The sequence below is a fragment of the Pelagerythrobacter sp. genome (assembly GCF_041912895.1).
Lineage (GTDB): Bacteria > Pseudomonadota > Alphaproteobacteria > Sphingomonadales > Sphingomonadaceae > Pelagerythrobacter.
This window is the reverse complement of sequence record NZ_JAYSGI010000005.1, coordinates 1-12,839: the sequence shown is the minus strand read 5'-3', so window position 1 is coordinate 12,839 and position 12,839 is coordinate 1. Positions and strand designations below refer to the sequence as shown.

General features: G+C 68.4%; 11 protein-coding genes and 1 pseudogene. 11 read left to right on the top strand and 1 reads right to left on the bottom strand.

The genetic code is table 11. From position 1 onward, the window contains the following. Positions 1–58 precede the first annotated feature (58 nt). From serS to ACE3QC_RS13090, 4 genes are read left to right on the top strand one after another with little or no spacing between them, the layout of a single operon-like run. A complete protein-coding gene (serS, locus tag ACE3QC_RS13105) occupies positions 59–1,339 on the top strand; it encodes a serine--tRNA ligase (protein ID WP_374408951.1) in 1,281 nt (426 codons plus the stop codon). After that, a complete protein-coding gene (surE, locus tag ACE3QC_RS13100; protein ID WP_374408949.1) occupies positions 1,339–2,100 on the top strand; it encodes a 5'/3'-nucleotidase SurE in 762 nt (253 codons plus the stop codon). Before serS ends, surE begins: the two co-directional genes overlap by 1 nt. Next, positions 2,100–2,864: a peptidoglycan DD-metalloendopeptidase family protein gene (locus tag ACE3QC_RS13095; protein ID WP_374408948.1), complete on the top strand. Its 765-nt coding sequence runs from the start codon at positions 2,100–2,102 to the stop codon at positions 2,862–2,864. The genes surE and ACE3QC_RS13095 overlap by 1 nt, the downstream gene beginning before the upstream one ends. Further along, complete coding sequence (locus tag ACE3QC_RS13090) at positions 2,861–3,991, top strand: TrkA family potassium uptake protein (protein ID WP_374408947.1); 1,131 nt, start codon at positions 2,861–2,863, stop codon at positions 3,989–3,991. Before ACE3QC_RS13095 ends, ACE3QC_RS13090 begins: the two co-directional genes overlap by 4 nt. Here the strand turns inward: ACE3QC_RS13090 and ACE3QC_RS13085 are convergent. Beyond that, entirely contained in the window at positions 3,952–4,362 is a 411-nt protein-coding gene (locus tag ACE3QC_RS13085) for a DUF1761 domain-containing protein (protein ID WP_374408946.1), read from the bottom strand. The genes ACE3QC_RS13090 and ACE3QC_RS13085 overlap by 40 nt on opposite strands. 70 nt (positions 4,363–4,432) lie before the next feature. On the opposite strand from ACE3QC_RS13085, the gene rimO reads away from it, so the two are divergent. The 7 genes and pseudogenes from rimO to ACE3QC_RS13050 all read left to right on the top strand — a co-directional run. After that, positions 4,433–5,818: a 30S ribosomal protein S12 methylthiotransferase RimO gene (gene rimO, locus ACE3QC_RS13080; protein WP_374408944.1), complete on the top strand. Its 1,386-nt coding sequence runs from the start codon at positions 4,433–4,435 to the stop codon at positions 5,816–5,818. A gap of 255 nt (positions 5,819–6,073) precedes the next feature. Further along, a complete protein-coding gene (locus ACE3QC_RS13075) occupies positions 6,074–7,231 on the top strand; it encodes a PepSY-associated TM helix domain-containing protein (RefSeq protein ID WP_374408942.1) in 1,158 nt (385 codons plus the stop codon). Further along, positions 7,228–7,449, top strand: a complete 222-nt coding sequence (locus ACE3QC_RS13070; RefSeq protein WP_374408940.1) for a hypothetical protein — start codon at positions 7,228–7,230, stop codon at positions 7,447–7,449. The genes ACE3QC_RS13075 and ACE3QC_RS13070 overlap by 4 nt, the downstream gene beginning before the upstream one ends. A 3-nt stretch (positions 7,450–7,452) precedes the next feature. Further along, positions 7,453–9,606: a TonB-dependent receptor gene (locus ACE3QC_RS13065; RefSeq protein WP_374408938.1), complete on the top strand. Its 2,154-nt coding sequence runs from the start codon at positions 7,453–7,455 to the stop codon at positions 9,604–9,606. A 78-nt stretch (positions 9,607–9,684) separates the two neighbouring features. Then, the gene (locus ACE3QC_RS13060) at positions 9,685–10,482 is read left to right on the top strand and encodes a transglutaminase family protein (protein WP_374408936.1); all 798 of its coding nucleotides are present in this window, start codon (positions 9,685–9,687) and stop codon (positions 10,480–10,482) included. 73 nt (positions 10,483–10,555) lie between these two features. After that, positions 10,556–11,533 carry a glucokinase gene (gene glk, locus ACE3QC_RS13055; protein WP_374408934.1) on the top strand — a complete coding sequence of 326 codons (978 nt, stop codon included), beginning with the start codon at positions 10,556–10,558 and terminating at the stop codon, positions 11,531–11,533. Next, positions 11,530–12,839: pseudogene (locus tag ACE3QC_RS13050) on the top strand (phosphoenolpyruvate carboxylase); the annotation flags it as partial. The gene glk and the pseudogene ACE3QC_RS13050, both read left to right, overlap by 4 nt.

Below are 12,839 nucleotides of genomic sequence, written 5' to 3'. Positions count from 1 at the left end.
CTGTCGCGTTCCTGAAGCCGCTGGAAATGCCAGCTTCAGTGAGGCATAGGCCGCGCCCATGCACGATATCCGCCTGATCCGCGACGACCCGCAAGCGTTCGATGCCGCCCTCGCCAAACGCGGCGCGGCGCCGGTCGCCGACAGCCTGATCGCGCTCGATGCCAAGCGGCGCGAGGTGACCACGCGGATGCAGGAGGCGCAGGGCCGCCGCAACGAGGCCTCGAAGGCAATCGGTCAGGCGATGGCGCAAGGCGACACGGCCCGCGCCGCAGCGCTCAAGGCCGAAGTCGCCGAATTGAAGCAGACGCTGCCCGCGCTGGAGGACGAGGATCGCGCCCTGAGCGCCAAACTCGACGACGCGCTCGCCCGCCTGCCCAACCTCCCCGCCGCCGACGTGCCGCCGGGCGAGGACGAGAGCGGCAACGTCGAGATCGCGCAATGGGGCGAGCGGCGCGAATTCGCCTTTACGCCCAAGGAACATGCCGACCTCGGCCCCGCGCTGGGGATGGATTTCGAAACCGGCGCGGCGATCGCGGGCGCACGCTTCACTTTCCTGCGCGGGGCCATGGCCCGGCTGCACCGCGCGCTCGGCCAGTTCATGCTCGACCGGCAGACGGGCGAGAACGGCTATGTTGAATGCGCCCCGCCGCTGATGGTGCGCGACGAGGCTGCGTTCGGCACCGGCCAGCTTCCCAAGTTCGCCGAAGACCTGTTCCGCACTACCGACGATCGCTGGCTGATCCCGACCGCCGAGGTGAGCCTGACCAACGCGGTGCGCGAGCAGATTGTCGACGAAGGCGAATTTCCGATCCGCATGACCGCGCTGACCCCGTGCTTCCGCTCCGAAGCGGGCGCGGCGGGCAAGGACACGCGCGGCTTCATCCGCCAGCATCAGTTCGAGAAGGTCGAACTGGTCGGCGTCGTCCGGCCCGAGGACAGCGAGGCCGAGCACGAGCGGATGACCGAATGCGCCGAGGGCGTGCTCCAGGCGCTCGGCCTGCCTTATCGCAAGATGCTGCTCTGCGCCGGTGACATGGGCGCGACGGCGCGCAAGACCTACGATCTCGAGGTCTGGCTGCCGGGGCAAGGCGCGTGGCGCGAGATCAGCTCGTGCTCGAACTGCGGCGACTATCAGGCGCGGCGGATGAACGCGCGCTACAAGCCGGAAGGATCGAAGAAGACCGAGTTCGTGCACACCCTCAACGGCTCGGGCCTCGCGGTCGGGCGCGCGCTGGTGGCGGTGCTGGAGAACTATCAGCAGGAGGACGGCTCGATCGACGTGCCCGAGGCGCTGCTGCCGTATATGGGCGGGATCGAGCGGCTGGAGGCGACGGCCTGATGCGTATTCTCCTGACCAACGACGACGGCATCCATGCTCCGGGCCTCGCGGTGCTCGAGGAAATCGCGCGCGAGTTCAGCGACGATATCTGGATCTGCGCACCGAGCGAGGAGCAGTCGGGCACTGGCCACTCGCTCACGCTGACCCGCCCCGTGCGTATGCGCCGCCACGACGAGCGGCGCTTTTCCGTCACCGGCACGCCGACCGACGCGGTGACGATGGGGCTGCGCAAGGCGATGGACGGCGCGCCCGACGTGATCCTTTCGGGCGTCAACCGCGGCGCGAACCTGGCAGACGACATCACCTATTCGGGCACCGTCTCCGCCGCCATCGAAGGCGCGCTGGCGGGCGTGCGCGCGATCGCGCTGAGCCAGGTCTATGCGCGCGAAGGCATGGGCGACGAAGTGCCGTTCGGCGCGGCGCGTGAATGGGGCGCCAAAGTGCTCGCCCCGCTGCTCGACGCGCCGCTGCCCAAGCGCACGCTGGTCAACGTCAACTTCCCCGCACTGCCGCCCGACGAGGTGAAGGGCATCCGCGTGGTGCGTCAGGGTTTCCACGATTATTCGCGCGGCACCGTCGTCGAGGGTCGTGACCCACGCGGATACAAGTATTACTGGTTCGGGCTGGAAGCGATCGAGCACACGCTCGATCATGGCACCGACCTGGAGGCGATCGACGAGGGCTATGTCGCAGTGACGCCGTTGCAGCTCGATCTCACGCATCACGCCTCGCTCGGCGAACTGGGCGAGCGTTACGGCTGATGCTACGGCTCGGCCTGCTCGCCGCGCTTCCGCTGCTGATCGCGGCGACCGATCCCGCGACCGAAACGCGGCACGTGGTGCAGGACGGCGAGACATTGAACGGCATCGCCAACCGCGCGCAAGTGCCCGCCGGGGTAATCGCCGCCGCCAACGGCCTCGTCGAACCTTACGACGTGCAGGCCGGGCAGACATTGACGATCCCGCGCCAGCGCCACCACACGGTCAAGGCGGGCGAAACCGGCCATGCAATCGCCCGGCGTTACGCGGTGCCTTTCCCCCAGCTCGCGATCGCCAACGGGCTGGAGCCGCCCTACACCGTCAAGACCGGGCAGCGGCTGATCGTTCCTGCCGTGGCGACCACGCCGCCGCCCACACCCAAGGCGCGCACCGAGCCCTATTTCCGCTGGCCGCATGACGGCGCTGTATTGCTCGGCTTTTCCGACACGCACGATGGGATCGATATCGCCGCCAATCCACTCGAAATGGTTCGCGCGGCGGCCAGCGGCTCGGTGGTGTTCGCGGGTGAGGAGCCGACGCGCTTCGGGCGGCAGGTGCTGATCGACCACGGCAACGGTTGGCAGACATCCTATGGCCACCTGTCGAAACTGACCGTGAAGAAGGGCGATATCGTCAAGACCGGCGAGCGAATCGGGCTGGCGGGCGATGCCGGCGCGGCGAAGCGTACCGAGCTGCATTTCGAAATCCGCAAGGACGGGCGCGACGTCGATCCGGCGAGCAAGCTGCCCGGGCGACGCGGCGAATGAACGACTTTGGTTTCCGGTCGGCGGCGGACGGCAGGCGGCGGCGCATGCGCGGGCCGCGCTTCCAGCCTCTGCGGCGCGCGCTCAAGGTGCCCGTCTGGGCCGATCTGGGCATTCGCCTCGGCGCGGCGCTGGGACTCGTGTTCCTCGTCGTGATGATCCACTGGTGGGATCGCGACGGGCTGGTCGACAATCTGGACGGCGAAGTGTCGTTCCTCGATGTCGTTTATTTCACCATGATCTCGATCACTACGACCGGATTCGGCGACATCGCCCCGATCAGCGATCGCGCACGGCTGGTCGAGGCGGTGATCGTCACCCCGATCCGCTTCGCCGTGATCTTCATCTTCGTGGGCGCGGCTTACGATTTCATCATTAGACGCAGCTGGGAGAAATGGCGCATGGCCCGCATCCAGGAAAAACTTTCGGACCATGTCGTGGTGCTGGGCTTCGGCGTCTCCGGCTCGGAAGCCGTCGCCGAACTGATCGAGCGCGGCACCGACCCGCACTGCATCGTGGTGATGGACACGCGGCAGGAGCGTCTGGCCGAGGCCGAGGCGCTCGGCTGCAACGTGATGGCAGCCGATGCCACGCGCGACGACAGCCTGATGGCGGTGCGCATCACCGAAGCGAGCACCGTGCTGGTTTCCGCCGGGCGCGACGACGCCTCGATCCTCATCGTGCTGACCGTGCGCCATCTGGCCCCGAACGTGCCGATCAGCGTGGTCGTGCGGGCGGAGGACAACGAGTTGCTCGCGCGGCAGGCGGGCGCGGACAACGTCATCAACCCGGTGCGTTTCACCGGCCTGCTGCTGGCGGGCAGCGCGCGCGGCACGCACATCGCCGACTACATGGCCGACCTCGCATCGTTCAGCGGGCGCGTGCATCTGGTCGAGCGGCCGGTGCTGCCCGAAGAGATCGGCGGATCGCTCGACGCCCTGGCCAGCGGCGGGCGCGGGGTGCGCGTCTATCGCGATGGCGAGGCGCTGGGGTTCTGGGAAGCCGGGTGCCAGAAATTGCAGGCGGGAGACATCGTGGTCGAGATCCTGCCCACGGTGGAGAAGGAGTCCGACATGGACGAGCGCGGCGATCAGGCCAGCAGCAGGAACACCGCGCCCATGCCGAGATAGGCCGCAAGCCAGTACCCCGCGTCGATCAGCGCGACGCGCGTGGGCACGCGGATATGGCTGAAGCTGATCCACAGCGCGGGGATGACGAACGCGAGCGCCAGCCCGCCCGACATCATGAAATAGAGCCACGGCTTCGCCGCCAGCGTCGCTTCCCCCACGCGGGCGAACATGTGCCCCATCATGGCGGAGGTGAGCAGCAGCAGCGCGCCGGTGATCGCCGCCACCAGCTCGGGCCGGCGGCGCAGCGCGATCCTGCCGGGTGCTACCTTGCGCGCTTTCGCCCGGCCGAACACCGGGCCGAACCACACGAATGCCAGCGCGCCCGCGGCCAGCGCGGCGACCACCACTGCAATCCAATTTACCGGACCCACCGAAGCGTTCTCCTTCGTTGCGCATCCCTGCTAGCGCAAAGCGCGGCATAGGTGTAGGGCGCGCGGCGCAATGTCCGCCACCGCCACCACCGCGATCCCCGACCAGAAGAAGGTCGGGATGGTCAGCCTCGGCTGTCCCAAGGCGCTCGTCGACAGCGAGCGCATCCTCACCCGCCTGCGCGCCGACGGCTACGCGATGAGCCCCGACTATGCCGGGGCGGACGTCGTGCTGGTCAACACCTGCGGCTTCCTCGACAGCGCCAAGGAGGAGAGCCTGGCCGCGATCGGCGAGGCGATCGCCGAGAACGGCCGCGTGATCGTGACCGGCTGCATGGGCGAGGAAGCCGACGCGATCCGCGCCGCGCACCCGTCGGTGCTCGCGGTGACCGGCGCGCACCAGTACGAGGCGGTGGTCGAAGAAGTGCACCGCGCCGCACCGCCGAGCCAGGGGCCGTTCATCGACCTGATCCCGCAGCCCGACGTGAAGCTGACGCCGCGCCACTACAGCTATCTCAAGATTTCCGAGGGCTGCAATCACAGCTGCGCCTTCTGCATCATCCCGCAACTGCGCGGGAAGCTGGCCAGCCGGCGGATCGACGCGGTGCTGCGCGAGGCGGAGAAGCTGGTCGCGGCGGGGACGAAGGAACTGCTGGTCATCAGCCAGGATACCAGCGCCTACGGCGTCGATACCCGGCACGAGGAGCGCGATTGGAAAGGCCATCCGGTCCGCGCTCACATGACCGACCTCGCGCGTGAGCTCGGTCAGTTGCGTACCCCCGAAGGCGCGCCGCCGTGGGTACGGCTGCACTACGTCTACCCCTACCCCCACGTCGACGCGGTGATCCCGCTGATGGCCGAGGGGCTGCTGACGCCCTACCTCGACATCCCGTTCCAGCACGCCGCGCCCAAGGTGCTGAAGGCGATGAAGCGCCCGGCGAACGAGGCCAAGGTGCTCGAGCGTATCCGCAAATGGCGGGCGATCGCGCCCGAGCTCACGATCCGCTCCAGCTTCGTGGTCGGCTTCCCCGGCGAGACCGAGGACGACTTTCGCTACCTGCTCGACTGGCTCGAGGAAGCCCAACTCGACCGCGTGGGAGGTTTCCGCTTCGAACAGGTCGAGGGCGCGGCGGCGAATGCCCTGCCCGATCCGGTGCCAGAAGCGGTGAAGGAGGAGCGCTACGCCCGGCTGATGGAAGTCACCGAGCGGATCAGCGCGGCCAAGCTTGCCGCCAAGGTCGGCCGCACGCTGCCGGTGATCGTCGACGAGGTCGGCGAGCCCGACGAGGACGGCGACGTGGGCGCGACCGCGCGCAGTCAGGCCGACGCGCCCGAGATCGACGGGCAGGTGTTCCTGCGCAACGTGCCCGAAACGCTCCAGCCGGGCGATATCGTGGACGTGCTGGTCGAGGATGCCGACGCGCACGACCTGTTCGCGGTGCCCGTCGGGCGATCCTGACGCCCGCTCGGCCGGGAGACATGGACCGGTTGTTACACTGTCCTGAGCCAAAAAAGTTACCCCCGTCCCGAGGCTGCAATGCCGCGCCGGACGATGGCGCGCGGACGATCGACGATGGGAAAGAGCGGGCCGCACGGTAAGCCCACGGCACCGTGTAGGAAAACGCTTTTGCACGCGCCGCCCGACACGCGGCGTCGCGTTATTGCGATTGATTATCATTGACGCGCAACGCGCCACGGCATAGTCGCCCGCGCCATGCGACGCAGCACGATCCGCGCCTGGTATCTGGTCCACAAGTGGAGCAGCATCGTGCCCACGGTGTTCCTGCTGATGCTGTGCCTGACCGGGCTGCCGCTGATCTTCCACGACGAGATCGAATCGCTCGAAGGCGCCACCACCGCCGCCACCCTGCCCGGCCCGGCATCGGCCGACGACGGACTGCCGCTCGATACAATGCTCGCCACCGCGCTGGCCGAGCGGCCGCCGGGCGAAGTGCCGCTGTTCATGGCGTTCGATCAGGAGAGCCCGCTGCTGACCGTCACCACCGGCCCCGCCCCCGATGCGCCGGGCGACCAGATGACGCTGATGCTGTTCAACCGCGCGACGGGCGAATCGCTGGGCGCGATCACCGAGGACGGGGTGATGGATTTCCTCCTCCAGCTCCACACCGACATGTTCCTCGGCCAGCCGGGGATGTGGTTCCTCGGCGTGATGGGCGCGCTGATGGTGATCGCGCTGATCTCCGGCACGGTGCTCTACGCGCCGTTTATGCGGCGTCTGCGCTTCGGCGCGCTCCGCATGGACAAGAGCCGCCGCGTCGGCCGGCTGGACCAGCACAACCTCGCCGGGATCGTGATCCTCGCCTGGGCACTGGTGGTCGGCGGTACCGGGGTCATCAATGCCTTCGCCGATCCGCTGACCGACAGCTGGCGCGAAGGCGAGCTGGCCGAGATGACCGCCGAATACGGCGGCACGCAGGCGCTGCCGCCCGAGGACTACGGCTCGCTCGACGTCGCGATGGCGCAGGCCAAGGCGCGCCTGCCCGGCCAGTCCCCGCAGTTCATCGGCTTTCCCGGCGGCGCGTGGAGCACCGCGCGCCACTATGCCGTGTTCTTCCAGGGCGACCGCCCGCTGACGGAAAACCTGCTCACCCCCGCGCTGATCGACGCCGAAACTGGCGCGCTGGTCGATGCCCGCTCGATGCCCGCGCTCAACCAGGCGCTGATGATGTCGAAGCCGCTGCATTTCGGCGATTACGGCGGGCTGCCGCTCAAGATCATCTGGGCGCTGCTGACCGCGGCGACGATCTGGGTGCTGTGGACCGGCGTGCTGCTGTGGTGGCGGCGCAGCCCCGACCAGATCGAGCGGCGCGTGTCCGAAATCCACCGCGGCGCGGCGGAGCAGCCGGCATGAGCCGCGCGCCCTCCCCCAAGCGCCCACCGCAGACGCTCGGCCGCGTGTTTGCGCTGCCGATCGCGCTGTTCGCAGCGAGCTGCGCGGGCCTCGTGCTCGGCCTCACCGGCGAAGGCGCGCCCGACCTTGCCGCTTGGGCGCTGCTCGCGCTGCCGATCATCGCCATCCTCGCCGCGTGGCAGCGGCGCAACCGACCTTCCCAGCAGAGAAAGACCTGACAAATGCGCGTTCGTCACACCCTCACCGCGTCCGCCCTCGCCCTCGCCGCAACCTCCGCGCCCGCCGTGGCGCAAGACAGCGCCAGCGAGATCGTCGTCACCGCCCAGCGCGAGAACGCGACCGAGGTGGTGAACGGCGGTGACTTGGGGGCACTGGGCAACAAGGATTCGATCGACGTGCCGTTCGTGGTGCGCACGTTCGACGAAACCCTGATCGTGAACCAGCAGCCGCTGACGCTGGGCGAAGTGCTGGAAAACGATCCGTCGGTCCGCACGTTCTACGGCTTCGGCAACGCGTCCGAACAGTTCGTGATCCGCGGGTTCCCGCTGTTCGGTGACGATATCGGCATGAACGGGCTCTACGGCGTGACGCCGCGCCAGCTCGTTTCGCCCGAGCTCTATTCGGGCGTGCAGGTTCTGAACGGCGCCAGCGCCTTCCTGAACGGCGCGGCGCCGGGCGGCAGCGGGATCGGCGGCAACGTGAACCTCCAGCTCAAGCGCGCGACGCCCGATCCGGTGACCCGCGTGACGGCAAACTACGTCTCCAGCGCGCATTTCGGCGGCAGCGTGGACGTCTCGCGCCGGTTCGGCAACGGCGAGGACATGGGCCTGCGCGTCAACGCCGCCTATCGCAGCGGCGACGTATCGATCGACGACGAGTTCCGCGAAACGCTGGTGGCGAGCGGATCGTTCGACTGGCAGGGCGAGAACGCGCGGTTCTTCCTCGATGCGGGATATCAGCGGATCGAAGTCGACCGGCTCCGGCCGCAAGTGGCGATCGGCACCGATACGATCCCCGATGCGCCCGACAGCGACATCAATTACGGCCAGCCGTTCAGCAACACAGAACTGCGCGACGTGTTCGGCCTCGCACGGTTTGAATACGATGTTGCCGACAACGCGATGATCTACGTCACCGGCGGCGTGCTGGATGGCAACGAGGAAGGCACTTACAGCTCGATCACCGTGCTCGACGCCGAAACCGGCGCGGCGAGCGGCGGTGCTTCGATCATTCCCGCCCGCATCAACAACGAGTCCATCGAGGCCGGAATGCGGATCGAGCTGGGCGAGACGATCACGCACGAGATCAACTTCGGCACGAACGTCAACTGGCAGGAATTCCGCACCGCGTTCGATTTTCGCGCGGGGTTCGACACCAACCTCTACGATCCGGTGATCGTCGATCTGCCGAGCGAAGTCACCTTCGCGTCCGGTGATCTGAACGACCCGCCGGTTTCCAACCGTTCGCGGCAGTTCAGCGTGTTCGCTTCGGACACGATCGGCCTGTGGGACGACCGCATCCTCGTGACCGGCGGCGTACGCCTGCAGCAGATCAAGGCCGGCCTCGCCGATCCGTACGAGGAAGACGCGGTGACGCCGGTGGCGGGCATGGTGTTCAAGCCGTTGCCCTATGTTTCCGTGTTCGCCAATCGCATCGAATCGCTGGCGCAGGGGCCCGCGGCGCCCACGTCTGGCACCGATCCCGACATTCCGGGCGGGCCACAGCTTCCGGTGACCAACACGGGCCAGATACTGCCCCCGGCGAAATCGGTGCAGTACGAAGTCGGCGCCAAGCTCGACGTGGGGATCGTGAACCTCAGCCTAGCGGCGTTCGAGATCGAACAGCCCAGTTTCTTCCTCGGGCCGGACCCGGATAACGACGGGGCGCTGCTGTTCAGCGATTTCGGGCGGCAGCGGAACCGCGGGATCGAATTCTTCGTCGCCGGCGAATTCGTCGAGGGGCTGCGTCTGATCGGCGGCGCCTCGGTGATCGACGCCGAACTGGTGGATACGCCCGGCGGCGAGAACGAAGGGAACACCGCGCTCGGCGTGCCCGACTACACGATCAACGCCAACGTGGAGTGGGACCTGCCCTTCGTGCCCGGCTTCACGCTGACCGGCCGCGCGGTGCATACCGGGGAGCAGTTCGCGAACAACACCAACACGCTGGAGATCGAGGACTGGACCCGGTTCGACGTGGGCGCACGCTATGTCTTCGCGGCGGCGAACACGCCGGTGACCCTGCGCCTCACTGTCGATAACGTGACGGACGAAGATTACTGGACCTCGGCCTACACCGCCTTCGCCAGCTCGGGCGAGCGGCTGCTGCAGGGCCGCCCGCGTACCTTCAAGGCCTCGATCTCCGCCGACTTCTGACGCTCGCGGCAATCTTCCCCACGCGGGGAGGATTGCCGCACATGCGAAACAACTGCGCGGCTCCCGCGTATCGTCAGCATGGCCATTTCCATCGACCTCGACTTCGCCTTCCGCATGGAGAAGGTGACCGACGTGCTGTTGCAGTTCGAAGCGGCGGTGATCCCCGAGCAGAGGCTGCTCGAAACCGACACTTGGGTGACGAAAGGCGAGCATTTCGCGCGCATCCACGCGCAGGACGATATCGGCGAGCGGGTGTGGATTCGCGCCGAGGGCCGCTACGACGTCAGCTACAAGGCGAAAGTCGAGGTCGCGCGCCTGCCCGCCGAGATCGCGCAGCTCGAACACATGCCCCCGCACGACCTGCCGGGCGAGGCGGTGCAGTACCTGTTCGATTCGCGCTATTGCCCCGCCGACCGCTTCCAGTCGTTCGTCGAGGCCGAGTTCGGCAACAACGATGGCGGCGCGCGGATCGCCGCGATCCACGACTGGATCGCGGGCAACTTCACGTACGAACCCGGCAGCAGCACGGCCACGACCACCGGGCTCGACAGCTTCATCGAGCGGCGCGGGATCTGCCGCGACTACGCGCACGTCATGGTCATGCTCGCGCGTGCGTCGGGCATCCCGGCGCGCTTCGTCAGCTGCTTCGCGCCTGACGTGACGCCGCAGGATTTCCACGCCGTAGCCGAAGTGTTCCTGACCGATCCGACCACGCCGGGCGGCGGCGCGTGGTTCCTCGTCGATGCCACCGAAATGGCGCGGCCGGACGAGATCGTGAAGATCGGCGTGGGGCGCGACGCGGCCGACGTGAGCTTCATGACCAGCTTCGGCGCGACCGAGTTCATCGAGAAGCACGTGAGGGTCTCGCGCGCGTGAATATGTATGCGGCGCGTGGGCATCGCCCGGCGGCGCTGCTAGCACGGCGGCGAGATACCGGAGGGAGACATCGATGGACCTGGTGGCGGTGGATATCGGCGGCACGCACGCGCGCTTCGCGATCGCGACGATCGGCGCGGATGGCGCGATTACGCTGAGCGAGCCGGAAACGCTCCACACCGAGGATCACGCCAGCTTCCAGACCGCGTGGCAGGATTTCCGCGAGCGGCAGGGCGGCACGCTGCCCGATGCCGTCAGCATGGCGATCGCCGGGCCGGTCGGCGGTGAGGTGATCCGCTTCACCAACAACCCGTGGATCATCCGCCCCGCGCTGGTGGAGGAGAAGCTCGGGGTCGATCGCTTCACGATCGTCAACGATTTCGAAGCGGTCGCCCACGCCGTCGCGCGCGCGCCCGAGGAACAGTTCGTCCACCTCACTGGCCCCGACGGCCCGCTGCCCGCGACCGGGCGGCTGAGCGTGCTCGGCCCCGGCACCGGGCTGGGCGTGGCGCACCTCTACCGCGAGCCGGACGGCACCTATCGCGTGTCGGCGACCGAGGGCGGGCACGTCGATTTCGCTCCGCTCGACCTGATCGAGGATGCGATCCTCGCCCGTCTGCGCAAGCGGCACAACCGGGTCTCGGCCGAGCGTGTCGTCTCGGGCCCCGCGATCGTCGATATCTACCAGACGCTCGCGGCGATGGAAAAGCGCCCCGTGCCCGAGGCCGACGACGTCGAGATTTGGACCAAGGGCCTGAGCGGGGAAGACAGCCTCGCGGCCGCGGCGGTCGACCGCTTCTGCCTCTCGCTCGGCAGCGTGGCGGGCGACATGGCGCTGGCGCACGGAGCGAAGGGCGTGGTGATCGCCGGTGGGCTCGGCTACCGCATCCGCAAGACGCTGGTCGCCTCCGGTTTCGCCGAGCGGTTCGCCGCCAAGGGGCGGTTTCAGTCGATGATGGCGGCGATCCCGGTCAAGCTTATCGTCCATCCCCAGCCGGGCCTCTACGGCGCCGCCGCCGCCTTTGCGGCACAGCACGGAGCCAGCGCATGACCGCCGTTTCCGACCTCGCCGCGCGGCTCGCCGAACTGCACCGCCAGACGCAGGAATCGCCGCAGTTCAACCCGGTGTTCCAGCTCTCGCTCGAGCTGTCGCGCGCCCTGGAGAGCGGCGAACTCGATTTGGACGAGATGGATGGCCTGATCGCCGAACTCGAATGCGATGCGCTGATGACCCGCGCCGGGCGGCTGCGCGGGCTGGTATCGCCGGTCGCCCCGCAGGCCAACACCGATGCGCTCGCGGCGAGCATCCGGGCGGAAAGCTTCGAGGATTTCCGCGCCGCGTGGGAGCATCCGCAGCTCCACGCGGTGTTCACTGCGCACCCGACCTTCCTGCTCGCCCCAGCGCAGTCCGAAGCCGTCGCCTCCGCCGCGGCGAGCGAGGGCGACATCGGCACCGACGCCTGCGCCGCGCCCGCCGAGCGGCCGGACATCACGCTCGCCTACGAACACCGGCAGGCGATGGCCGCGATGGCACGAGCGCAGGATGCGCGCGACCGGATCGTGGCCGACCTGCTCCACGCCGCGCGCACCCGCTGGCCCGGTGAATGGCAGGCGCTCGCCCCGTTGCCGTTCCGCTTCGCAACCTGGGTCGGTTACGACATGGACGGGCGCACCGATATCGGCTGGCACACCTCGATCGGGTTCCGGCTGGCGGAGAAGGCCGAGCGACTCGCGCGCTATGCCGATGCGCTGGCCGCGATCGACGGCGGTCACGCGCTGGTCGATACGCTGCGCGCAGCGCAGGCGCACACCGCCGATTGCGCGGCGATGTTCGCCGAACCGCTCGACGAGGGCGAAGCGCTCTCCGCCGCCGCCAACAAGCTGACCGCCGACGATCCGGCCAAGCTGCTCTCGCTGACACCGCTGATCGACCAGTTGCAGGGCGAGGCGCGCGAAGCGAACGGCGAACGCGCGGTCGCGCTGAAGACGCTGGCCGCCGCGATGCGCGCCGACGGGCTCGGCATGGGCGGCATTCATTTCCGGGTTAACGCCAAGCAGCTCCACAACGCGATCCGCCGCCGGCTGGACGAAGATGGGCAGACGCTCGACCTCGCGAGCCAAGGCGCGCTCGTCACCCTGCGCGAGCTGATCGCGGGCGCCACCCCGCTGCGCAGCAACTTCGCCGCGCTGGCGATCGAAAGCTCGACCGCGATCCGCCAGTTCCTCGCGATGGCGCAGATCCTGCGCCACGTGGACGCGGACGCGCCGATCCGCATGCTTGTGGCCGAATGCGAGCAGCCCGCCACCGTGCTCGCCGCGCTCTATTTCGCGCGCCTGTTCGGGATCGAGGACAAGGT

Coding starts and splice junctions, on each gene's coding strand:
- ACE3QC_RS13095 (WP_374408948.1), top strand. CDS start 2,100: ATGCTACGGCTCGGCCTGCTCGCCGCGCTTCCGCTGCTGATCGCGGCG.
- surE (WP_374408949.1), top strand. CDS start 1,339: ATGCGTATTCTCCTGACCAACGACGACGGCATCCATGCTCCGGGCCTC.
- ACE3QC_RS13060 (WP_374408936.1), top strand. CDS start 9,685: ATGGCCATTTCCATCGACCTCGACTTCGCCTTCCGCATGGAGAAGGTG.
- glk (WP_374408934.1), top strand. CDS start 10,556: ATGGACCTGGTGGCGGTGGATATCGGCGGCACGCACGCGCGCTTCGCG.
- ACE3QC_RS13075 (WP_374408942.1), top strand. CDS start 6,074: ATGCGACGCAGCACGATCCGCGCCTGGTATCTGGTCCACAAGTGGAGC.
- serS (WP_374408951.1), top strand. CDS start 59: ATGCACGATATCCGCCTGATCCGCGACGACCCGCAAGCGTTCGATGCC.
- ACE3QC_RS13065 (WP_374408938.1), top strand. CDS start 7,453: ATGCGCGTTCGTCACACCCTCACCGCGTCCGCCCTCGCCCTCGCCGCA.
- rimO (WP_374408944.1), top strand. CDS start 4,433: ATGTCCGCCACCGCCACCACCGCGATCCCCGACCAGAAGAAGGTCGGG.
- ACE3QC_RS13090 (WP_374408947.1), top strand. CDS start 2,861: ATGAACGACTTTGGTTTCCGGTCGGCGGCGGACGGCAGGCGGCGGCGC.
- ACE3QC_RS13070 (WP_374408940.1), top strand. CDS start 7,228: ATGAGCCGCGCGCCCTCCCCCAAGCGCCCACCGCAGACGCTCGGCCGC.